The 24088-nt window shown below is 61.3% G+C and carries 17 protein-coding genes; 8 read left to right on the top strand and 9 right to left on the bottom strand.

Annotation, left to right across the window (positions count from 1 at the left end; all coding sequences use genetic code 11):
- Positions 1–59 precede the first annotated feature (59 nt).
- Complete coding sequence (locus GOB81_RS06790) at positions 60–494, bottom strand: CHRD domain-containing protein (RefSeq protein ID WP_173569627.1); 435 nt, start codon at positions 492–494, stop codon at positions 60–62.
- A 144-nt stretch (positions 495–638) separates the two neighbouring features.
- On the opposite strand from GOB81_RS06790, the gene GOB81_RS06785 reads away from it, so the two are divergent.
- Positions 639–878 carry a hypothetical protein gene (locus GOB81_RS06785; protein ID WP_173569626.1) on the top strand — a complete coding sequence of 80 codons (240 nt, stop codon included), beginning with the start codon at positions 639–641 and terminating at the stop codon, positions 876–878.
- A gap of 32 nt (positions 879–910) precedes the next feature.
- Here the strand turns inward: GOB81_RS06785 and GOB81_RS06780 are convergent, their stop codons facing one another.
- The 7 genes from GOB81_RS06780 to GOB81_RS06750 form a co-directional block, all read right to left on the bottom strand.
- Positions 911–1501, bottom strand: a complete 591-nt coding sequence (locus tag GOB81_RS06780; protein WP_173569625.1) for a histidine phosphatase family protein — start codon at positions 1499–1501, stop codon at positions 911–913.
- 20 nt (positions 1502–1521) lie between these two features.
- Entirely contained in the window at positions 1522–2454 is a 933-nt protein-coding gene (locus GOB81_RS06775) for a ribose-phosphate pyrophosphokinase (protein WP_173569624.1), read from the bottom strand.
- 132 nt (positions 2455–2586) lie between these two features.
- Positions 2587–5286, bottom strand: a complete 2700-nt coding sequence (locus GOB81_RS06770; RefSeq protein ID WP_173569623.1) for an AAA family ATPase — start codon at positions 5284–5286, stop codon at positions 2587–2589.
- Positions 5283–6416 carry a metallophosphoesterase family protein gene (locus tag GOB81_RS06765; RefSeq protein WP_173569622.1) on the bottom strand — a complete coding sequence of 378 codons (1134 nt, stop codon included), beginning with the start codon at positions 6414–6416 and terminating at the stop codon, positions 5283–5285. Before GOB81_RS06765 ends, GOB81_RS06770 begins: the two co-directional genes overlap by 4 nt.
- 155 nt (positions 6417–6571) lie before the next feature.
- Complete coding sequence (locus tag GOB81_RS06760; RefSeq protein ID WP_173569621.1) at positions 6572–8812, bottom strand: peptidase domain-containing ABC transporter; 2241 nt, start codon at positions 8810–8812, stop codon at positions 6572–6574.
- Positions 8809–10122, bottom strand: coding sequence for an HlyD family secretion protein (locus tag GOB81_RS06755; RefSeq protein WP_173569620.1), 1314 nt, complete (start codon positions 10120–10122; stop codon positions 8809–8811). Before GOB81_RS06755 ends, GOB81_RS06760 begins: the two co-directional genes overlap by 4 nt.
- Positions 10123–10292: 170 nt before the next feature.
- Positions 10293–10694, bottom strand: a complete 402-nt coding sequence (locus tag GOB81_RS06750; RefSeq protein ID WP_173569619.1) for a hypothetical protein — start codon at positions 10692–10694, stop codon at positions 10293–10295.
- A gap of 415 nt (positions 10695–11109) precedes the next feature.
- Between GOB81_RS06750 and GOB81_RS06745 the strand changes: the two genes are divergently transcribed.
- The 6 genes from GOB81_RS06745 to holA all read left to right on the top strand — a co-directional run bounded on the left by GOB81_RS06745 (position 11110) and on the right by holA (position 20471).
- Complete coding sequence (locus GOB81_RS06745; protein WP_173569618.1) at positions 11110–12846, top strand: Hint domain-containing protein; 1737 nt, start codon at positions 11110–11112, stop codon at positions 12844–12846.
- 402 nt (positions 12847–13248) lie between these two features.
- Complete coding sequence (locus GOB81_RS06740; RefSeq protein ID WP_173569617.1) at positions 13249–15429, top strand: AfsR/SARP family transcriptional regulator; 2181 nt, start codon at positions 13249–13251, stop codon at positions 15427–15429.
- Positions 15430–15494: 65 nt separating this feature from the next.
- A complete protein-coding gene (locus GOB81_RS06735) occupies positions 15495–16010 on the top strand; it encodes a DUF3576 domain-containing protein (protein WP_173569616.1) in 516 nt (171 codons plus the stop codon).
- A 115-nt stretch (positions 16011–16125) separates the two neighbouring features.
- Positions 16126–18747, top strand: coding sequence for a leucine--tRNA ligase (gene leuS / locus GOB81_RS06730; protein WP_173569615.1), 2622 nt, complete (start codon positions 16126–16128; stop codon positions 18745–18747).
- The gene (locus GOB81_RS06725; RefSeq protein WP_173569614.1) at positions 18747–19442 is read left to right on the top strand and encodes a hypothetical protein; all 696 of its coding nucleotides are present in this window, start codon (positions 18747–18749) and stop codon (positions 19440–19442) included. Before leuS ends, GOB81_RS06725 begins: the two co-directional genes overlap by 1 nt.
- 15 nt (positions 19443–19457) lie before the next feature.
- On the top strand, positions 19458–20471 hold the full coding sequence (holA, locus tag GOB81_RS06720; RefSeq protein WP_173569769.1) for a DNA polymerase III subunit delta: 1014 nt from the start codon (positions 19458–19460) through the stop codon (positions 20469–20471).
- Positions 20472–20504: 33 nt separating this feature from the next.
- On the opposite strand, the gene tldD is transcribed toward holA, so the two are convergent.
- Entirely contained in the window at positions 20505–22019 is a 1515-nt protein-coding gene (tldD, locus tag GOB81_RS06715) for a metalloprotease TldD (RefSeq protein ID WP_194299830.1), read from the bottom strand.
- Between the two features lie 282 nt (positions 22020–22301).
- Between tldD and treF the strand changes: the two genes are divergently transcribed.
- Complete coding sequence (gene treF / locus GOB81_RS06710; RefSeq protein WP_173569613.1) at positions 22302–24077, top strand: alpha,alpha-trehalase TreF; 1776 nt, start codon at positions 22302–22304, stop codon at positions 24075–24077.
- The last annotated feature ends 11 nt before the right edge of the window (positions 24078–24088 follow it).

Here is a 24088-nt window from a genome sequence, read left to right as displayed (position 1 = left end):
TCAACGGAATTCCGCAGGCGATCGCTTCACAGATGCGTGGGGGCTGAGAGGTACAGGTCTCAGTGCTTTATCAGCTGTGCACGGGCCTCACCGTTCGGATAAGCCTGCGTGTGCAGGTTCACATAGACCTGCCCGGCCTCAAGTTCGGCGGCCTGCTGGCTATCGAGCTGCACCTTGCCTTTGAGGGGGCTCGTATAGGGGCCATCGATCGGGACAAGCACACCGGCCTCCTGATCGGCAGCAGCCGGACCGTGGAAATGCGCGGCATTCACGTCGCCCGTAAGGCCGCTCCAGTGGATGCTGTATGTCAGTTCATGTGTCGTGGGGTTCAGCCTGGCATGAACGTCTCCCATCGGGTGGGATGTCGTGCCGTGTTCTGTGGTGAACTGCCCCATGAACATCTCGCCTTTTCCGGCGGCGAGCGCCATCGGCGTGGAGATTGCGAACACCGAGGCCGCCAGCAATGCGACCGGAACCGTTTTTCTGAAAAACATCTGCGAACACTCCCTCTGAAACGCCATGTGACGTTACAGGCAGGCAACGCTGCGAAAACAATGTCGATTACCCGTCGGGAGTCAATTTACCGTGCGCTAACGCCTGTGGTGCACACTGCCGGATGTTTCAAAAGGAGGCACGCCATGACAAGTTCCACCAGCCTGAGCGGCACCAGCTACGATCTTCTGGCCATCCAGCACCGCGCCCGCACGTCCGCCACCCCGGCCAAGGTTGCCGACACCAACATCAGCGCGGCGAGCCAGCGTGGAAACGGCAGTTCGCTCTCGATGGGTCTTGATGCCACCGGCAATGTCATCACCAGCGAAAGTGCGGGAAAGAACGGCAAGAAGAGTTCCTCCGCCGCCATCGATCTTTTCGGATGAAGGACGCCCAGACCGTTTTCCAGTGAACGGTTTCAGGTGAACGGTTTCAGTTCCCAGGGTGCAGCAGACTCTTTCGGGGGTTGCGCCACAATGGGCACGGCATTCGGAAGCCGGACATTCACCGGCAACCGCATGGCGGACCGCAGCGCCCGGAACAGGGCACCATGCGCCACGATCAGCACCATGCCTTCGCCGTCCAGCGCCCGGTTCAGCGCCGCGACAGCGCGATCACGCAGGAATGCGAACGGCTCCGCGCCGGGTGGGGTGTAGAAACCCTCGATCCAGTCATCGTACCAGTCGCCCATCGGACGACCTTCCTGCTCACCGAAGCAGACTTCCTCCAGCCCCACATCCATGGTGAGGATCGGCCGCACGCCGTGCTGCTCTTTCAGCGTTTCGGCGGCGATTTCCGCCGTGCGTAACGCGCGGGCGAGCGGCGAGGAGACGATGCGCGTGATCCGGAGATCGCCGGTTGCTTCCTGCCCCAGCATCTTCCCGGCGGACCGGGCCTGCTGCAAACCGGTTTCGTTCAGGGGAATGTCGGTGCGCCCCTGCGAGAGCCCCTGCCTGTTCCAGTCCGTCTCACCATGACGGAGATACCAGTAACGCGTTGGCGTAATCACAGGGACATCCTCTTGTCTTGTCAGTCGAACAGCGAAGAGACCGAACTTTCGTCGGTGACGGCTCTCATCGCGCGGGCCAGCAGGCCGGAGATGGTGATCTGACGGATGTTGTGGGCCGCCTTCACCGCCTCGGTCTCCGGGATACTGTCTGTCAGGGTCAGCATCTCGATGGGAGAGCTGGTGATCCGTTCGACGGCTTTTCCTGTGAGAACGCCGTGCGTGACATAGGCACCCACCGAGGCCGCACCGTTGGCCAGAATGGCCTGCGCAGCGTTGCAGAGCGAGCCGCCGCTATCGACGATATCGTCAACCAGCAGGCAGTGACGTCCCTTCACGTCGCCGATGACGTTCATCACTTCGGACACACCGGCGCGCTCGCGGCGCTTGTCGATGATGGCGAGGTCGGTGTTCAGGCGCTGCGCCAGTTGACGCGCGCGGACCACACCGCCCACGTCCGGGGAAACGATCATCAGGTCGCGATCGCCGTAGCGTTCCTTGATGTCACGCACGAAGAGCGGCGCGGCATAGAGGTTGTCGACCGGAATATCGAAGAAACCCTGAATCTGCATGGCGTGCAGGTCCATGGTCAGGACACGGTCGGCGCCCGCTTCGACCAGCAGGTTGGCGACCAGTTTTGCGCTGATCGGCGTGCGAGGGCCGGACTTTCGATCCTGACGCGCATAGCCGAAATAGGGCATGACCGCCGTGATGCGGCGGGCCGAACCACGCCGCAGCGCGTCCAGCATGATCAGAAGTTCCATGAGGTTGTCGTTCGTCGGCGTGCAGGTGCTCTGCACGACGAACACATCCTCGCCACGCACATTCTCGAAAATCTCGACAAAGATTTCCATGTCCGCAAAACGGCGGACCGAAGCGTTGCAGAGCGACATGTTGAGCTCGGCCGCAACGGCCTCGGCCAGCGGTGGATTGCTGTTACAAGCGACGATCTTCATCGGCCGATTTTCCCGTGAAACTGCACCAGACCACCCGCAGCCGGGCGTTGCGGGCCTTCTAGCAACGTCAGGCCCTCCTGTCATCTTTAGGGCAGCCGAAATTCGCCCCATTTCCTCTCAGGTGTGTCCGGATCACCCTGCCGCGATCCTTGTTTCGAGCCGCAGGGGGCGGGCGGACAGCCCCGTGAACTGCTCGGCACGGCAGGTCATGACGATGATCTGCATCCGCCGCGCGGCGTCCGTCAGAATGTCGAAAACCGTGTTCATCCGCATTGCGTCGGAGAAGCACAGGGCATCGTCCAGCACCAGCATGGCAGGCCGTCCCTGCGCCCGCAGAAGATCAGCGAAACCAAGCCGGACAAGCACCGCGATCTGTTCCCGCGTGCCATCCGACAGCCGCTGGACATCTTCCTGAGTGCGTCCGCGGGTCAGTCCACTGACGGAAAACCTGTCATCCAGTGTGGCGCTGGCACGCGGGAACAACATCTCGATGGCGGGCTGCACAATACGGGTCAGGGGTGCGAGGTAACGCTCTGTCGTCTCGCGCTCCGCCGCCGTCAGTGTCTCCTTCAAAAGACGCAACACAGCCACATCCCGTTCGCAGGCTTCACGCTCGGTGCAATGACGGTCGATCTCTCGCTGACAGGCGGCGATGGCTTCATCCAGACCGTCGCCCTCCGCAGCGCGCACCGCCGCCTGACAGCGTGCGAAGTCCTCCCGCAGCCGGACAAGCTTTTCCTGTCGTCCCTTTACGTGCTCCTCCAGTCGACTGATCGTGGCTTCGATAAGAGCCTCGGACTCCGGTGGCCGGTCCGCGTTCAGCCGCTCTTTCGCCCGCTCCGCCTGATCGAGGACGTCCTGTGCCCTGCGAAGCTGCTCGTCGAGGGCTACGTCCGGCAACGCCGCCTGTGTGGCATCCTCCTCGGCCTGCAACCGCTCGATTCCCTGCTTGTGAAGCTGGGTTTCGGTATCCCGTGCCACGAACAACTTCTGCGCAAGGGCTTGTTCAGCAACAGGTGCCCGCAAGGCATCCCGCGTTCTGGCCACAGCCTGCTCGGCCATCAGCAGAGTCTTTTTTGCTTCCGCCAGACACGCTCGGGCTTCATCCATCGCAACAGGCGAGGTTTCAGTGGCGTCTGTCGCGAACTGCGCCAGTTGAGCGTCACAATCGGCGACCCGTTGCCGCAGATGGAAGATCCCCTTGTCCGGCGATGTAGCTGCCTCCGCCGGGAGTCCCTCCAGCGCCGCCTTCAGCCGGTCATCGGCCAGACGCCTGTCCTGCTCCGCCTGCCGACGTCGCCCCATTTCGGCATGGGTGGCGGCAACATCGGCGCAACCGGCCTCGTCCAGCGCCTTCCGGAACGCCTGCCGGGCACGGCTCACAGCCTCCTGTATCGCCACCCGATCGCTGATGGCAGGAATGATGCGGAACGTGCCGACGCCTTCGATGTGGAGTTCTGTCGGATCGACCAGCGAGAGCCGGCCATCGCGCACGGTTTCGCCGTTCAGTCGCACGCGGCTCACGGCGTCCGGTTCCAGCGCGATATCCAGTCGCGTTGCCTGCGCGTCCAGCGCCACCGTTGCCTTGTGCAACGCCTGTTCGGCCATCTCGACGGCTTTCAGGCGTTTTTCGTCCACCCTGCATGCCGCCAGCGTGGCACGAACCTTTTCAGCGTCTTCACTCAGCGCTGCTAGACGGGACAGCCGGTGGTGTGCTGCGTCTCTTTCCTCTTTCAGACGCAGGCGTTCGACATGCCGCTCCGCCTGCGTGACGGCCGCGGCCGAGGCGGTGCGCTTTTGTTCCAGCGTGCTGAGTGTAGCGCTCTGGCGGGTCAGTGCGTCATCTGCTTCCCGCAGACGCGTTTCCGCCTGCTGGCGTTCTTCAACGGCTGTCAGATAATCTTTACGCACCGCTGCCAGACGGGCGCGCCGCTCTGTCCGACCCGCCTGCGTGCCGCGATGACGATTCAGCTCGCGGTCCGCTTCCTGCACGGCGGCCTGCGCCTGCGCTTCCCGCGTCGCGAAACGCAGAAGCTGTTCTTTCTTCGCTTTGGCACGCTCAAGCTCTTCCTGCTCGGCCTGCTGCCGCACCGGGTCGTTTTCCCGCTCAAGCAACCGACGGCTCATGCCGAGATCGGCCAGATCCTGCTCCAGCGTGCGACGACGTGTTTCGAGGATGTCGATCTGGCCTGTGACGGCCTCCTCGCCCTCAAGGGCTGCGGCATAGCGGCCTTTCGGTTTGCCGTGCCCGTTCACCAGTTCGTTCAGATCGTCCTGCACCCGCTTCAGGATACGTCCCGCGTCCGCACCACCGGTGATTTCATCGAGATCGACCGCCAGACAGGACTGCACACTCTCCCGCGCCGTATCGCACAGCTCGGGCTGTGCGAAGCTGCTGCCCTGCTCCACCCACAGCGCCCCGAGCAACCCGTCCGCCTCGCCACGCCGGGCCGCATCCAGCCCGAGAAGCGACTGAATGCGCGCCTCGGCCTCATCGTTTTCCAGAACGCGTCCATCTTCCGACAGGCGGGCGAAATTACGTCCGAGAAAGCGTTTTTCAGCGTTGTAATGGACACCATCCAGCGTGAAGTCCGCGCGGATACAGGGCGAACCGCCGTCATACGGAGCGAGATCCTTGATGGCCTGCGTTTTGGAACTGAATTTGTAAAGAAACAGTGCCCGCAAGGCTGCCAGCATCGTCGATTTGCCGGATTCATTCGGAGCGGCCAGCAGATTGAGGCCCGGGCCAAGACCATCGAGACGACAGGTTCCGCTGAAGCGTCGGAACTGCTCGACTTCCAGCGCGGTGAAGATCAGACCACCGGTACTCATGCGCGTTTCTCCTTCTGCCAGAGAACGGCCAGCCGTTGCAGGGCGGCCCGGGCGTGCTGCTGTTGTGGCCCCCCGGCCTCGCTCAGTTCCTGCAACCGGCCGGCCGCACGACTGACAACGCCCGCTTCTCCGAAAGTGGCCAGATCAGCATGAGACGTCACCAGATCTGGCATCTGATCCATGCGAAGCAGGCAGAGACCCGCACCAACGTCCCCCACGATGCGCTCTTCAAACGCTGTCATATCGTCCAGCGCGAGATGTCCCTCGACCTTCAGCCACACAAGCACCGAACTCAGTTTTTGCGCATCAAGCGAGCGCAGGCGATTTTCAAGCGTGTCGATGTCTTCCGAAGACGTCACTGTTTCCTGCATTGTGTGCCAGGAGAAATGCCCGATCCTGTGCGGCGTGATGTCCGGCACGGCGTTCGGACCCTCGATGGAGACGACCAGCGCGGAGCCGCCACCATCGCCCCCCTTGTCGAAACCATCGGTTTCGGGCGTCCCGGAATAGGCGCAACGGTCACTGATACGATTGAAACCGTGCCAGTCGCCCAGCGCGAGATAGGCCAGACCGGCACGGACCGGACGATCGATGGCGATCAGGTTCGGCTGCTCTCCATCGCCACCGAATTCGCGCACCGACCCATGCGCCAGCCCGATCCGCATCGCGCCTTCCGGTGTCGCGGCCTCGTCCATCCAGAGGGTCGGATCGCTGGTCGTGTGGCGTCGGGTCAGGACGGAAGGGAGCAGCCAGACCTGCTCGTCAGGTGTGATCGCCACCGGTTCCGGCGACAGATGCAGACGGACAGTCTCGGGCAGCGTGAGGCGTCTCACGCGCTCCCACACACCGTTGGGCTGATGAAAGTCGTGATTACCGGGAATGAGGTGCCAGCGGAGTTCTGGGAACTGCCGCATCCGCTCCAGCGGTTGACGCAACGTGCGGTCCGACGGACTTTCATAATCGTAGATATCGCCCGCCACGAGCACATCGCTCGCGCCCTGTTCCCGTGCAAGATTGCCGAGGCGGCTGATAGCGTCGAGCCGCGCCTGTTGCAGGATGTGCAGCACGTCGTCAGGGGCAAAATTGAACGTCTTGCCGATCTGCCAGTCCGAACTGTGCACAAACCGCATGACGTTTTCCTCTTTATGATTGCTCCATACTCAATACCAGCGAAAGACGAGTTTGACTCGTGCGCTGGCAAAGAAGCTGGCAGGTGCTGATTTCAGGGCCATTTCCTGAAGTCAGCGCCAGAAGCAGCCCTTTCTGGGCCCGGCCCGATCAGTCCTTACGACTGAGGGTTGGCAGGCCAGCCGCTCCCATATCCGAAGGATGCGCCATACGCGCCGCCCGTTCCACTGGCGGATGGCGGCGTTGCCGGAGCCGCCGGTTGCGAGGACGGGACAGGTGCAGTCGGGGGAGCCTTGTGGAGCGTAAGAACGCCACCCGGCTCGAACGAATAGATATAGTCCGCATGAGCAATCGTCGCCGGACGGTGAGCCACCATCACGCGGGTGATGTTCATCTCCCGCAGCGAGTTGGCGACAATGGACTCGGTATATTCGTCGAGATGACTGGTTGCTTCATCAAGAAACAGGATCTGCGGACGCTTGTAGAGGGCGCGCGCAAGAATGACGCGCTGCTTCTGGCCGCCCGAAAGCGCACCGCCCATGTCGCCCACCAACGTCTCGAAACCCATCGGCATGCGCTTGATATCGTCAAAAATCGCCGCCTTGGCGGCACATTCGTTGATAAGATCCTGATCCGGCTGTTCCGAAAAGCCACTGATATTGTCAGCGATGGACCCGGAGAACAGGCCATCATCCTGAAGCACGCCAGCGATCCGCTCACGATAGGTCTCCATCGAGAGGACCGCGATATCCACATTGTCGAGATAGATGGTGCCCTCATCCAGAGGATGCAGCCCCATCATGGCCTTGAGCAGGGTTGTCTTGCCGCAGCCGGACGGCCCGACAATCGCCACGCTCGAACCGGCGGGAATATCGAGGTCGACGTCGCGGAAAATCCACGGCTCCTGAGCCGCATAGCGCACGGACACGCCCCGGCAGTCGAGACGGGCGGCACCGGTGTGATCGGAGGGCATGCCTTCCGAAATCGGCTCCGGCTCGGTCATCACGATGTCGGCCAGACGGTCGGTCTGGATGTTCAGCATCCGCAATTTGAAGGCGGTGTTGACGAGTGACCCTACCCGGCTGGCGAACTGGTCCTTGTAGGACAGGAAGGCCACCAGCATGCCGACGGACATGGAACCGTCCATGACCTGTGTTGCGCCCAGCACCATCATGATGAGGCGGTCGGCCCCGAAGATGAAATCTCCGAGCCGTCCGTAAATCAGGTCGAAGCGCTGGAGACGCAATTTGATGTTGATGCTGTCTATGACGATGTTGAGCCATGTCGAACGGCGGCGTTCGCGCAGGCCGAGCAGCTTGACGCTGGCCATGCCGCGCAGCGTCTCGATGAAATGGCTCTGCTGACGGGCGCTGACGACAATCTGTTCTTCGGATGCCTCGCGGTAGGTGCTGTATGTCACGAGACGCAGGACGATATCGAGCACCAGCGCGATACAGGCGACCAGCCCAAGCCAGCCACCGTAAACAAACAGCATGATGCCCATGCCCACGCCCATGATGCCGTCCATGACGGTCTGCACCATGTCCGTGGTCATCGTCTGCTGAATGGTGCCGAGCGAGCCGAAGCGTGAGAGCACGTCCCCCACATGGCGCTTGCTGAAATAATCGAGCGGCAGGCGGGTCAGATGATCGAACAGGCTGGTGCTCCACTCCAGCCCGACGCGCGTGCTGAACAGGGTGACAGCCCATGTGCGGACGGAACCGATGAACATCTGCAAAAGCAGCAGCAATGCCAGCCCGAAGGTGATGGTCTTCAGCAGGTCATGGTCGGCGGTGACGATCACCTCGTCGATGACGACCTGCGACACCATCGGGGAAATCAGCGCGATGACTTCCAGCCCGAGAGACAGGAAGAACAGGCCCATGAGCGCGCCACGCAACCCCGCGACATGACCGAAGAGATCGCGCAGGCGGATGGTTTCGCGCTCGTCCTTGCGCTCGAAGGTCTCGTTGGGGGTCGCTTCCAGCGCCACGCCGGTAAACTCGCGCGACACTTCGGCCATATCGAGGATACGGCGCCCGACAGCAGGATCGTTGATGGTGACCCGTCGCCCTTTGACTTCGAGAAGCACCACGAAGTGATTCATCCCCCAGTGGAGGATGCAGGGCTTTTTCAGATTGGCAAGGTCATTCAGTTCAAGACGGACAGCGCGGGTCGAAAACCCCATATGATCCGCGATCTGGACCAGACTGCGCAGCGTCACGCCCTGAATCGAAACCGAGTAGCGGCGGCGCAATGTGGCCAGATCGATCTTGTGGCCATAATGACCCATGATCATGGACAGGCAGGCGAGCCCGCATTCCGCGGCTTCTACCTGAAGCACCACCGGCGTTTTCTTGCCGAACCCAAACTGGAGAGCCTCAAAAGCATCGCTCATTTGTCGATGAGCCCGCTGCCGATGGTAGTGACGCTTTCACGCATGCTGATCACAGGGTCCAGTATCCATTGATAGAGACGCCGGGAGTCGATGGCGATGTCGGCCTCGACTTCCATCCCGGCCTCAAGCGGCTTCTTCTCTCCGTAAGCCATGACGTACGGCTGATCGGGACTGACCCGGATGCGATAAAGATCACCGCCCTCAGAAGACGCCGCTTTCTTGTCCTTGCCGCCGGCTCCCGCCTGCTGCTGGCCCTGCCCCGGCTGCGTTTCGGTGATGGGTGCCCGCGTGATTTCGCTGACATGGCCACGCGCCAGTCCGAAACGCTGGTAAGGGAACGCCGCATACCGCATCCGAACCGGCTCACCCTGACGGAGGAAGCCAATCGAGGCACTACTGACATACAGTTCGGCATCCAGCGCGCGGCCTGTAGGGAGGAGCGTGACAAGCGCTGCTCCCGCCGCTACCTGCTGACCGAGATTGCCCCGGACGGTGGAGAGAACGCCATCCTCCGGTGCGTCGATGACGATTTCCCGGTGGCTTTCGCTCTCATCTATCTGCTTGTCGAGATCGGCGATCTGTCGGTCGAGATCATTGATATCGTGCGCTGTCTGACGATCATACCGGATCAGCTTGGACGTATTGTCGGAAATCTTGCCTTCGGTGTCCGTATAGCTTTGCAGGAACTGCGCGTGACTGCTGAGAAGCTGGGCATATGTATAGAGCTGGCTCTGGAACTGTGTTTCCGTCACGAGATGGGCGGTCTGGGCGCTCTTCATCCGATTGACGGCGGCTTCCACGACCGGAAGCACCTTGGCGTCATTAGCCAGCTGCATGCCTGTGAGATGGTGTTGCTGCTCAAGATTGCGGATCTGGTTGACCAGGGCCTGCTTCTCGACCGGCGCATCCGCGACACGGATTTCCTTCTGCCGTTCCAGAAGCTCCTTCTGCCGACGCAGTTGCGTGAGCACCTGTACCTGCGTGGGGCCGCTCGAAGTCCGCGCCTCCAGATCGACGACAAAGAGCTGCTGACCCTTGTGGACGTGCTGCCCTTCTTCCGCGAACCGTTTGCTGATGATCCCCGCCGTGCTGGCATCGATGGTGATCAGGCCTGTCGGCGGCAGCATGTACCCTGTCGCGTGGACACGGCGCGTATAGATCCCGAAGCGGAGGTAGACGAGTGTCAGAAGGACAAGGCCCACCGTCACCCAGGAAATCACACGAATCGAGAGGGACTGTGTCGCCTGAACCTGCCCCAGCCATGCATCGCGACGGGCATCGACCGCTTCCGGACGGTAGAGAGAAGACATATGGCAGGCAGACCCTTGGGTACAAAGCGTTCGGAGAGACAGAGTCGCATCAAAAGAATAAAGAAAACAAAAAAAACACCCACACGCCGGAAAAGGACGTGTGAGTGCCTTTAGTCCGACACGGGGCTTTAATCACGAAAAGCCCCTGCCGTCAGCCACTGCGCGTGGGATCAGCCGAAAGCCGTGCCGCTGGAAGCGGTCGGGGGGAAATCGACGAGATTCATCGCGCTGATACCACCGCAACCGCTGATCGTGATGGAGCTTTTGATTTCGCTGGTCACGTTTGTGAGCAGGGTCGTCGCCTGCGCAACCGTCATGCTCAGACCGGCTGTATAGCCCGTCTTGATATCAGTACAGACGTTGGAGACCGCCTGCTGAACAGTCGAGCAGCTGGCATGATTGAAGATATCAGCCACAACGTTGTATTCGCCCGCGAGATAACCGGCATAGGCAGCAATCAGGGCCGCTGAGGAGTTGCCGCAGCTCGGTGCGACCGGCTGTGAAGGTCTGCAGGGCTGCCAGCAACAACCGCCAGCGACCGCACCCATTTCGACCATTGTGAGTTCACGCATCTGTCTTGGTCTCCGTTTTCAGCTCGAGACGCCCCCTGACAGCCTGCCAAGTCAGAAGCGTGCAAGAGGCACTTTTAGGGAATGCGCGGCTGTAACCGCACACACCATGTCACCATTCGTTAATGTTTTTTCAATTCGTGTTCCAGCGAATAAAACGTCAACATTTCATTAACATTCAGCGCCTGTGGCAATTGTGCAAAACGATACGATATCGCCACAATTCAGACAGAAATCGATCTTTGCAGACCCGGATCTTCCTGGCCGCCTGCTGTCACCTCTCGGAAAAACAAGAAAAATGCCGGGATGTTTTGTAATTCAAAACATTTACGTTTTATTTTGTTGACACTGTTGAAAGCGCGTCGTTAATCGAAAACAAACCCGTCCGCTTGTCGGCGCAATCAGGAGTGACCTCACCATGGTTACAACAGCCACAACCACCCAGTACGCGGCCTACACCTCAGGCGCCGGCACTGAAGCCAGCCCGTATGTCCTCGCCTCCAGCAGCGGCACCGTCACCCTGCAGCCAGGCAAGTATTACGTGCTTGAAGACGGCGCTTCGATCGGCACCGCTGTCATCAAGGAATACAACGCCTCCGGCTCAACCGGCGGCATCAATGTCAACGGGGCCCACCTCACGGTTGATTCCGACGGCACAACCAGTGTTGCCGGCACGATCAACATGAACGGCAAGGGTTCATCGCTGGTCCTGAACAACGAAACCGGCAAATGGTCGTATGAAGCGAACCTGGCCGGAGAAGACATCTCCGCGGGCGGCGATCAGTACTACACCTATCCTGCGCTCCAGAACGCCACGATCACCAACTTCGGATCGGGTTCGTCCATCTGCACGAACAACGTTCCGGGCGGCCTCGGCTCCACAATCGGTATCAATAGCAGCTATGTAAACAGCTCCACTCTTATCCTTAAGAAGAGCTCGTCCATCCCTGTCACCGCCAGCTCATCCAACCCGAACGCCAACGCGGGCAGCGGATATTACGGCATCTCGGTAACGGGCGTCGGCGGCACTTACAGCAAGCCGAGCTGCAGCCAGCAGTTTTATACCAATAAGGGCGGCGACTGCATTCAGGGCTGCTTCCTCCCGGGTTCACACATCCTGACACGCACCGGTGAGAAGGCTGTCGAAACGCTGGTCGAAGGCGATGAGATCGCCGTCATCGAAAACGGCGAAACGGTCTTCCGTCCGCTGGCATGGCTCGGTCGTTCGCATGCGGATGTCGCGGCGCTCGGTTTCGATGTTGATGCCTATCCGGTGCGCATCCGCAAGGACGCGTTCGGCGAAGGCGCTCCGCACCGCGATCTGGTTGTCACCTCCGAGCATTGCATCCATATCGATGGCCGTTTCACGCCGGTCCGCATGTTGGTCAACGGTCGCTCCATCGCCATCGACCGTTCCATCACGGCCTATGATTTCTATCATGTCGAGCTGGAACAGCATGGTGTGATCGTGTCGGAAGGTCTGGAAACGGAGAGCTATCTCGACACAGGCAATCGCGGCACGTTCGAGAACTCCACGATCCGCACGATGCGTCCGCACTTCGCGGGCGGCGTGGTCATCGCTGGCGGCAAGAGCTGGGAACGTGATGCAGGTGCACCGCTGGTGACCGACCGCGCAACCGTCGAGCCGATCTGGAACATTCTGGCCGCTCGCGCCGAGACGCTGAGCTTCCCAGGTATCGACACCACCTCCACCGAGACGACGACGGATCCCGATCTGCGCCTCGTGTCGGAAGATGGTCGCGAAATGCGACCGGTGCGCCACATGGGCAACACCTACTGCTTCATGGTGCCCTCCAGCATCGCAGATGTTCGCATCGTGACGCGCACGGCCCGTCCGACGGACATGATCGGTCCGTTCTGCGATGATCGCCGTCATCTGGGTGTCGTGGTGGGTGAAGTCGCTGTCACCAACGGTCGCGACCGTCGTCCTTTGAACGCTCATCTCAGCAATGAAGAGCTGGACGGCTGGCAGGCTTATGAAGGTGGCGTCGGTCGCTGGACGGCCGGCAATGCCCTGCTGTCGCTGAACGGTGCTGGTGAAGGCCTGTTCGCTCGCATGATCGAGATCGAAGTGCTGGCGGCTGGCCCGTATGCCATCGACAGCGCCGTCAGCGGTGGTGTTCAGGTCGCCTGACACCCATACATCTTTGGCTGCCGTCCTATTTAAACGGACGTGAAAGGGGGGAAGGCTCAGGCCTTCCCCCCTTTTTTTATTGCCCAAAACGTTTCGAGGTGAGCACCAGCCTGTCGCACAGCAGATTTCCCCCAAATGACGATCATGTCATTAAATGGTAATCGGATCAGCAACCCATATATGAATCAAATTACGTGAAAGAATTGCAAAAAAAAGACATCATTGGCTTTCAAACTTCGCGTCATGAAGAGCTCTGCGCATTTGTTACGGCCTCACCATTCATTTCCGCGAAACTGTTTCGGGTCACACTCACCCGCAGCGTGAAAGAGTAACCCAGGGGCATAGCGAGCGCTTGCCTTGGCCGGAAAAACAGCTGGCGACACTGGAGGGAAGCAGGGACATATGGGGTTGTTTGGCACAATCAAACCGGGTCTGAGGAAATCCGAGGCGGCAATTCTTCATCTTGACCTCCTCGGCTCCCTGTCCATCAAACTTCTGGATGGAACCACCATCACGCCCACCGGCGCCAAGACCCGTGGTCTCCTGGCGATCCTGGCCCTTTCAGACAGGCGGCCGGTAACCCGGAAAAACCTCGCCCATCTTCTGTGGAGCCGCCGTTCCGATGAACAGGCCCGTGCCTCTCTCCGGCAGGAAATCCATCGGCTTGCGGAAGCCCTCAGTCCGCTCGGAACCGACATTCTCGATACCCAGCGTCATGCCCTCGCACTCAAGCCGGTTCTGACCCTCGTCGATGCCGAGCGCTATCTGAATGCCACGCCCTCCGGCATTCTCAAGCTCCCCGAAACAGACGCGGCTCTTCTGACCGACCTCGATGCGGTCGATCCAGCCCTTGATGAATGGCTGACCGCGCAGCGCACCCGTCTGCGCGCACACCTCATCTCCACGCTTGAGCAGGCCCAGATCACCCTGCAGGACCCCGAACAGAGGATTGTGGCCGCAAACCGCATTCTCCGACTCGACCGGCTCAATGAAAATGCGTGGAAAGTCCTGTTGCGCGAGCTTGGACGCACGGGAGATACGAGCGCGGCCCTGTTTGCCGCAGAACAATGTCTCGTCACCTTCCGCGACACATTCGCCTCCGAGCCGGGTTCCGCCATCATGGCCCTCATTCAGGAACTTCGATCTCCGCAAGCAGGAGACCGTCAGGGCAACACCGAGTCCTCCCGTCACGAGAGAGAAGACGTCACCCAGTCCCTCAGAGACGCCTACCGCGCCACCGGGAATAGCCGGACAGTCGAATCGTGGGCGGCTCTCAGTCGAACCGTCGCCAGCATCGGATTTGCCTCGCGTCGTCAGGAAACACGTTCGCCAAAGGACGTCGTTCTGGAAAATGTTCTGGAACTGACCGCCACAGGGCTGACGGGTTTCGATTTTCTTTCCGTATTCCCTCCTGCTTCCACTCCGCATGCCGCAGACGGCGAGACCAAATCCTTGGGCGACTATCTGATCGGCACAAAACTGCAAACGGGTTCGCCTCCCGGCGACACGAGCCGCCCCCTCACGCGGCTCATCGTTCGCGTCACGGACGAAAGACGCGATGGCGTCATCATCTGGGCAGAACGTTTCACGCTCACCAACGACAATTTCGACGAACTCGCCGCGATCATGACCACGGAGATCGGCTGGCGAATCGCTATGGCCGAGGCTCGAAATTCAGCCCATCGCGGCGCGGAGGATCTCTCCCCCCTCGAAGCCGGGCTGCGCGCTTTCGCGGTGCTCAACCGCAAGAACACGACAGACTTCCCCCAGATAGAGTCGCTGATGGACAGCGCGCTTCGGCGCGATCCGGATCATCCTTTTCTCCTGCTGGTCTTCGCGCTCTTCAATCTGGTGCGTTTCCGGGAAGAGTGGTCGGCCACACCTGGAGGCCCGGACCACTCCGCCGCGATTGATACAGTGCGGCGGATGCTTGCAGCCTATCCCGAAACGCTGCCCGGACGGCTTTTGCTCGCCCGCCTGCTTCTGGACAGGCCAGCGGAACGCACCGCGGCCCTGCGGCTTCTTGAGGAAACAAGAATCTTCACACCGGCTCATGGCGTCACGATCACACTTGAAGCCTATGCCGAACTTGTCAGCGGCCATCCCGAGGCTGCGGCCCTGCGCCTCGATTCTTTCCGCCGAAGCCATCCGACACATCCGTGCGTCGATCTGTTCGATGCCGATTTCGTTCTGATTTTTCTGCTTGGCGGCAGAATCTCCGATGCGATCGAACGGTCCCGGATCTCCCTTTGCATCACACCGACACGTCCTGTCATGCTGGCCCTTCATCTGGCCGCACTGGTCGCGCTTCAGACGGAAGAGGGGCAGGATACCTCCAGTGAGCAGGCCATCATCCTTTCCCAACTCAGGAAACTGGAACCCTCCTTCTCTCTGGCCATGGTGGACCGGCACTGCAGCTTCCTGCCGCCTGCCCTGTGCGCCACCCTTTGTACACTGATGATGCAGGCAGGAATTCCCGAAACCAGTCCCGTTTTGAACAAGCGCGGTCAGGGAGCGCTTGGCGTAAACCCGGCAACGGGATATGAAAGCGCCTCAGTCGCGCCCAGTTCTTCCGTGCCATGACACCAGAGGGGTCACGCCCGGTGGGGACGGGTGGCGGGTCTTGCTTACAGGAGTCGCAGCCCCCAATGGTCACCACTCGCGTTCGTCAGCCTCTGTGGCTTTTCAGCCGTGCCGTTCGTCTGGCCCCCCTGATGGGCCTGTCTCTTGGTCTGGTGGCCTGTTCGGGCGGGGACAAGACAAGCGACCTCACCGCTCCCCGCAACCATCTCCTCAGTGAAGACCGGTCTCCCACCGGTGGTGACGATCAGCTGAGCGGCGGCGTGAACGCCTATCTCTGGCGTGGCGCTCTGGACACGTTGTCCTTCATGCCGATCACCACGGCTGACGCGGTCGGCGGCTTCATCCTGACAGACTGGTACATGCCGCCCGCCGCCAAGGGTGAGCGCTTCAAGATCACCGCCTATATCCTCGACAGGCGCCTGCGCTCCGACGCCCTGCGCGTGACCGTGTTCCGGCAGGTTTACGAGGATGGCCAGTGGGGTGACGTGCCCCCCGCCGCCAATACGTCTTCCGACATCACATCCAAGATTCTGGCCCGCGCCCGGCAGTTGCGCGCCGATAACGGCAACCGCGACAACTGACGTTTTCTTCCCATGCGGGCATAATCCTCGCATGGGATCTGTTGTTTCAGTGCTGGCGATGACCGACAATCCCAGCATTCTTATCTGATCACCCGCCCTCCGGACCGATGCCATCATGACTGCCGACGATACCCCCGCAAGCTACGATTTCCGCTCGGTGGAGACCCGTTGGCAACAGGAATGGGACAAGGCCGGTGTCTTCACCGTTCCGGATGTACCCCCCGCCGACAAGCCTAAATACTATGTGCTGGAGATGTTCCCCTACCCGTCGGGACAGCTTCACATGGGCCACGTCCGCAACTACGCGCTGGGCGATGTCGTCGCCCGTTACAAGCGCGCGCGGGGCTTCGCCGTGCTGCACCCGATGGGCTGGGACGCCTTCGGTCTGCCCGCCGAGAATGCGGCCCGCGAGCGCGGCGTGCATCCGAAGGAATGGACGCTCGCCAACATCGCGGCGATGCGTGAGACGCTGAAGCGCCTCGGCTTCTCGCTGAACTGGGACCGTGAGATCGCCACCTGCCTGCCCGATTATTACGGCAAGCAGCAGAAGATCTTCCTCGACTTCCTGCAAGCTGGCCTCGTCGATCGCCGTGAGTCGTGGGTCAACTGGGACCCGATCGACAACACGGTTCTCGCCAACGAGCAGGTCGTCGACGGCAAGGGCTGGCGCTCCGGCGCACCCATCGAGAAGAAAAAGCTCTCGCAGTGGTTCCTGAAAATCACGCAGTTCGCGCCAGACCTACTGGACAGCCTCAAGACGCTGGACCGCTGGCCGGAGCGCGTCCGCATCATGCAGGAACGCTGGATCGGTCGCTCCGAGGGTGCACGCCTCAGCTTCCCGTTGTCCCACCCGCCTGCGGGTTTCAATGAAGACCTGAACGCCGTCGAGGTGTTCACCACGCGCCCGGACACGCTGTTTGGTATGTCGTTTCTCGCCATCGCGCCGGACCATCCGCTGGCTGCCAAAATCGCTGAGAACAACCCGACAGCCGCTGAATTCATCGCCGAATGTCGCCGTATGGGCACATCGGTGGAAGCGGTCGAGACCGCCGAGAAGCGTGGCTTCGATACAGGTCTCAAGGTCAGTCATCCTTTCCTGCCGGATGCGACCTTCCCAATCTGGATCGCCAACTTCGTGCTGATGGATTATGGCACCGGCGCTCTGTTCGGTTGCCCGTCCGGCGACCAGCGCGATCTCGACTTCGCTCACAAATATAATCTGCCGGTCGTGCCGGTCGTTCTGCCCGCAGGCGAGACGCAGGACAGCTTCGCCATCGCCGACAAGGCATGGACCGGCGACGGCACCATGATCAACTCGGGCTTTCTCGATGGCCTGACCACGGAAGAAGCTCTCAAGGAAGCCATTCAGCGTCTTGAGGGACTCGGCGTCGGCACAGGTGTGGTGAACTGGCGTCTGCGCGACTGGGGGGTGTCCCGTCAGCGTTACTGGGGCTGCCCGATCCCGGTCATCCATTGCGAAAGCTGTGGCCCGGTGGCCGTGCCGGACGCGCAGCTTCCGGTCGAACTGCCGGAAGACGTGACGTTCGACCGCCCCGGCAACCCGCTCGACCACCATCCGACATGGAAGCATGTGGACTGCCCGAAATGCAGCAAGCCTGCGACCCGTGAGACCGACACGTTCGACACGTTCGTGGACAGCTCGTGGTATTTTGCCCGCTTCACCGCGCCTCATGCCGCCACGCCGACCAACAAGGCGGCGGCTGACGGCTGGCTGGCCGTTGACCAGTATATCGGCGGCATCGAGCACGCGATTCTGCATCTGCTCTATGCCCGCTTCTTCACCAAGGCGATGAAGGCCACCGGCTATCTCGACGTTTCCGAGCCGTTCTCCGGCCTGTTCACGCAGGGCATGGTGAACCACGAGAGCTACAAGGACGTGAATGGCGCGTGGCTTTACCCGGAAGAAGTCGTGCGCAGCGGCACGGGAGCGGCTCACCATGAAACGGGCGAACCGGTCACCATCGGTCGCGTCGAGAAGATGTCGAAATCCAAGCGCAACACGGTCGCGCCGGTCGCCATTATCGACCGGTTCGGCGCGGATACGGCCCGCTGGTTCGTGCTGTCCGACAGCCCGCCGGAACGCGATATGGAGTGGACGGAAGCCGGTGTCGCCGGGTCCGGTCGCTTCGTGCTGCGCCTGTTCCGCATCGTGAAGCAGGTCGCCGCAAGCTGCCCGGTCGAGGCGCAGCCGTCTGCCGGTGACATGCCGGAAGCCGTCGATACGCTGCGTCGTGCGACACACCGTGCTATCGCCGCCGTGACCGAGGCGCTGGAAGCCTTCACCGTCAACGTCGCCGTGGCCCGTCTGCATGAGCTGACCTCCGCTCTGGCCGAAACCGAGAAGAAGGCCGGTGAAGACGGCATGGCATTCGCCCGTCGCGAGGCGGCGCGCACGCTCTGCCTGCTGACGGCTCCCATGATGCCGCATCTGGCCGAAGAACTGTTCGCCATGCTGGAACCCGGCAAGGGGCTGGTGGCCGAAGAGGCATGGCCCGTCGCAGACCCGGCGCTGCTGGCCGTCACCCGCGTGAAGCTGGCAGTGCAGATCATGGGCAAGCTGCGCGGCACGATCGAGGCGGAGCCGGACGAGGCAGCGGACGTTGTCATCGCCCGTGCCGAAGCCGAGCCGAACGTGGCGCGGCTGCTGGAGGGCCAGCGGATCGTCAAGCGCATTCATGTGCCGAACCGGATCGTCAATTTCGTGGTGGCGAAGTAATGGGCGTTTCCGGTCACACGCGACGTGCCCGCTGGGTGGGCCTTGCTCTTCTGGTGACGCCGCTGTGGCTGGGAGGATGTGGCTTTCGTCCTCTTTACGAGGATACGAAAGTGCATCCGGGTGTCAGCGCGAAGCTGAAACGGATCTACGTCGCCAACATCCCCGACCGGTTCGGACAACTCACACGTCTGGCGCTTCAGGAAGAGCTGTCGGGGGCAGGACCGGAAGATCCGGACGCCTATACGCTGCAGGTCAGTCCGGGTCTGAGCATGGAGTCGATCGACATCCATCTGGACAACACATCCGGTCGTTTCCGGGTCGTCGGACGGGCTCACTGGGCGCTTTATACGGTAGGCATTTCACCCAAACTGCTGACGCAGGGTGATGCCACGACACTCGACGGAATCAACAATACCTTCGAGCAGTATTTCACCCAGAACCTGAACATGGAAACACTCCAGGCGCGTGTGGCCAAGACACTCGCCACGGACGTCACGCAGCAGATCGCCACCTGGTTCGAGACACAGGCTCCTACCGAGAAGAGCAACAAGCCCGCGACGGTCTTTTATCCAAACAGCGACGCCATTCCGAAATCCAGCGATGAACAGCCGATGGAGCGTGCCGGAGAAGATGGCATTCCGGCTATGGCGACCGGCCGCCTCGATCCGAACGATGACGACCCCACCAACCAGTAGCCGTTCCCCCGCATGGTGAAGATCGACACCCGTTCGATCGGCAAGGTGCTGGGCACGCCGGACGCATGGCGGTTCGTGCTTCTGCATGGCGACGACAGCGGCCTGATCCGCGAATATGCAGCCAGCCTGACGAAGAAGGCCGCCGGTTCGCTGGACGATCCCTTTCGCGTGTCGCTGCTGGCGCGGGACGACCATCCCCGTTTCGATGAGGAAGCCACGGCCCTTTCACTTGACGGAGGCCGCCGCGTCGTCTGGGTCCGCGAGGGGACGGACGGTCTGGCAACCGCTACCGCTGCTGTTCTCGATAGTCCCTGCAACAGTCTGATCATCATGGAAGCCGGGGCTTTGCCAGCCCGCGGCAAGCTGCGGAAACTGGCGGAAAGCCGTCCGGATTCCGCCTCCATCGGCTGTTATCCGGAGGAAGGGCGCGCTCTTGAAGCGTCCGTGCGCCGGATGCTGGAAGAGCAGCGGGTGCGGATCACCAGCGAGGCTCTGGGCTGGCTGGTGGGACGGCTGGGTGCGGACCGGGCCGGCGTGCGCAACGAAGTCGAAAAACTGTCGCTTTACGCGGGCGAAAACGGCGAACTCACCCTTGAGGATGTGCTGGTCTGTATCGGCGACTCCGGATCGGCATCCGTGGATGACGCGGTTTTTCTCGCCATGGAAGGGGATCGCGCAGGGGCGGATCTCGCGCTCGAACGGGCTCTGTCGGAAGGTGCGAATCCCGTGGCGGTCGCACGGGTGACACTTGGTCACATCTCACGGCTGCGGCGGGTGAAGGCGGAAATCGAACGGGGCCAGACCCGTGCTGAAGCGATGAAGACGCTCCGGCCACCGGTGTTTTTCAAGAAACAGCAAAGCTTCGAACGGGCGCTGGACGCATGGTCCCTCGCTGCGCTGCTCGATCTGGCGCAGCGCACCCAGACCTTCGAGTTCGCCTGCAAGCAGACGGGCTCGATGGACGTGCTGCTGTGTCGCCGCCATCTGGCCGGAATCGCCGCGAAAGCGGCTGCCGGACGACGGCGCTAAGACGCGACTGAATGGCGGGAGGAGGCGACCGCTTCAGGTCGCCGTTCCGCCCACCGTCAGTCCCGTCATTTTCAACGTTGGCTGACCCACGCCGACCGGCACGCCCTGGCCGGCCTTCCCGCAGGTGCCGATGCCCGGATCGAGCGCCATATCCGAGCCGATCATGGAAATGGACGTCATAGCATCCGCGCCGTTGCCGATCAGTGTCGCGCCCCGGACAGGAGCCGTCACCTTGCCGTCTTCGATCAGATAGGCTTCGGAGGCCGCGAACACGAACTTGCCCGAGGTGATATCGACCTGCCCACCACCAAAATTCGCGGCGTAAAGACCGCGTTTCACGGAGCGGATCATGTCATCCCTGCTCGCTTCTCCCGCCAGCATCAGCGTGTTGGTCATGCGGGGAATCGGCATGTAGCCATAGGACTGGCGACGCCCGTTGCCTGTCGGCGTGACGCCCATCAGGCGCGCGTTGAGACGGTCCTGAATGAAGCCGGTCAGGATACCGTCCTCAATCATCACCGTGCGACCGGAAGGCGTGCCTTCATCGTCGACCGTCAGGCTGCCGCGCCGGTCGGGCAGCGTGCCGTCATCCACGACCGTCACGCCGGGACTGGCAACACGCTTGCCCATCAGGTCGGAGAACATGGACGTCTTCTTGCGGTTGAAATCGCCTTCCAGTCCGTGGCCGACCGCTTCATGCAGCAGGATGCCGGGCCAGCCGGCACCGAGCACGATTTCCATCTCTCCCGCCGGTGCGGGGCGGGCATCAAGATTGACCAGCGCCGTCCGCAGCGCTTCATCCACGCCATGCTGCCATGCGCCTTCTTCCAGCAACTTCGTCACGCTGTAGCGGCCGCCGAATCCGTACGAACCGCTCTCACGACGGCCGTCCTTCTCCACAACCACCGACACGTTCAGGCGCACGAGCGGGCGGATATCGGCCACACGCAGCCCGTCGGCACGCATGATCTGAACGGCCTGCCACTCCGAGGAGATGGATGCCATCACCTGCACCACGCGACTGTCCTTGCCCCGCGCATAGGCGTCGATCTGGCCAAGCAGGGCGGCGCGGTGGGCGAAATCGGTCTCATGCAGCGGATTGATGTCGCTGTAGAGCCGTGTGTTGGTCGAGCGTGGCGGGGGCGCCATGACGCCCGTGCGGCCATTGCGCACGGTGGAGACGGTCTCGGCGGCGCGCCTGAGCGAGGTCTTGCTGATCTCGTCGGAATGAGCGAACCCGGTTTCCTCACCCAGAACACTGCGCAGACCAAAGCCGCTTGAGGTGTCGAAGGAAGCGGAGCGAATCACCCCGTCATCAAGCGAGAGACCTTCACTTTCGCGGTATTCGAGGAAGAGTTCTCCGTCATCCATACCCTCCAGCGCGGAGGCGGTGATACTCTCCGCTTCGTCCCGGACCAGCAGCGCACCGGCGCGTTCGAAGAAAAGATGATCCGTCGCCGCAAGGGGCCCAAGGCCCGCGACAGAGGACTGCACGCTCTTTTCTCCGGTGCACGCGGCGACATTCCGGGTTGAGGCAGGTGACGACATGGGCAAAACTCCGGGACAGGATGTGGTGACGGCTTAAAGGGGCGTTTACCACCGCGATATGTTCCTATGTCATAACCGGTTTCATGAATCCCGGAAAACCCACGGGCAGTGTCCGCGTCATTATCCCGCAGGGACAGTGCCAAGTCTGGTCGCACGAAAGGATATCGCTTGAGGCCGCTCCACTCTTTCCGTCTCCGTTGCATTCTGGCTTCCAGCATCATCGCTCTTTCCTCGCTGTCAGTACCTGCCTCAGCGCAGACAGAACCCGGCGGAGACTCGTCCATGGCCGTATCCGATGAGCAGCCTCCTTCCGTCCCCAGCGTCCAGATTCTCCTCCACCCCGCGATCATTCCGCCGCCACAGGCTCCCAAACTGCCCGTCCAGCAGGATCTCCGGCCACCGTCGATCGCGCTTGATGGCCTGTTCGCGGCCATTGGCAAGGAGCATATCTTTACTGACGCCAAAGCCGCCGCCGATGCCTATCCAAACCGTCCGCCGGAAGAGATTCTGGCGACATGGCGCGCCCAGAAAAACGATCCCGGCTTTGACCTCAAAACATTTGTCGCGACCTATTTCACGGTCCCCGCCATCACTTCCGCAGCCTATCAGCGCAAGCCCGGCGAAAATGTCCGGGATTACATCTCCGGCATGTGGGACGTGCTGACGCGTGAGCCGGATACCCCCGTGCCCTGGTCGTCCCTACTGCCGTTGCCAGAAAAATATGTCGTGCCCGGTGGCCGTTTTTCCGAGCTATACTACTGGGACACCTATTTCACGATGATCGGCCTGTACGAAGATGGCCGCATCGACCTCATGCGCTCGACCTTTCGCAATCTTGCGTCCCTGATCGATCGCTACGGCCATATCCCGAATGGCAGCCGCACCTATTATCTCGGCCGCTCCCAGCCTGCCTTTTTCGCCCTGATGCTCGATCTGATCGCCACTCATGATGGCCAGAAAATCTATATCCAGTATCTGCCCCAGCTTCAGCGCGAATATGATTACTGGACGGATGGAGAAGCGACGCTGGAACCGGGGCATGCGTGGCGCCATGCCGTGCGTCTGAAAGACGGCACGCTGATGACCCGCCCGTGGGATGATCTCGACACGCCGCGTGACGAAAGCTATCCGCAGGATATCGCCACCGCCGCCTCGACATCCCGCCCTTCTGCGGAAATCTGGCGCGATCTCCGCGCAGGTTCGGAAACCGGCTGGGACTTTTCATCACGCTGGCTGCAGGATCGCCATACGCTTTCCACGATCCACACCACCGATCTCGTGACGATCGAAATGAGCTGTGCGGTCGCGCATCTCGCACAAACCCTCGCACATGCCTATGAACTTTCAGGCAATAAGGAAAAGGCGGCTCACTACAAGGCGGAAGCCGAACAACGTATCGCCGCGATCCAACGTGTTCTGTGGGATCCGAAACGTGGCGCCTTCTACGATTACGACTGGAAGAACGAGCGCCTCACGGACGTGCTTTCGGCTGCGACCGCCGTGCCGCTGTTCATGCACATGGCGACGACGCCCCAGGCACACACGGTTGCGAAAACCCTACGGGAAAAACTGCTTTATCCCGGTGGTCTGGTTGCCACGGATGTGATCAGCGGCCAGCAGTGGGACTCCCCGAACGGCTGGGCTCCCTTCGAATGGATGGCGATCAAGGGCCTGAACCTTTATGGCGAGGACTCTCTCGCGCAGGAAATCGCAAAACGCTGGATGACGCGCGTGATCGGCACCTATGAAAAAAGCGGCGTTCTGCTGGAAAAATATGATGTCGTGAATCCACAGATCAGCCCGACAGGCGGGGTAGGCGGTGGCGAGTATCCCATGCAGATCGGCTTCGGCTGGACCAACGGCACCCTTCTGGGGCTGATGAATCGTTATCCGCAGGTGGCGCAACAGATTCTCGGCAAGAACCCGTTTGCGGGACAGGCCTCGAAAGACAATCAGACGCCGGGCGTAGTGCCACCACCACCGACCATTCCGGTCACAACAAAACCGACGTTGAAAGGGGCGTCACCGGACACGCATGCAGTGTCGACAAAACAATAAGGTCAGCACAG

It is taken from the genome of Acetobacter conturbans, from assembly GCF_011516755.1.
Lineage (GTDB): Bacteria > Pseudomonadota > Alphaproteobacteria > Acetobacterales > Acetobacteraceae > Acetobacter > Acetobacter conturbans.
Note: the sequence above shows the minus strand (reverse complement) of the source record. Positions and strands in the feature narration are given on the sequence as shown.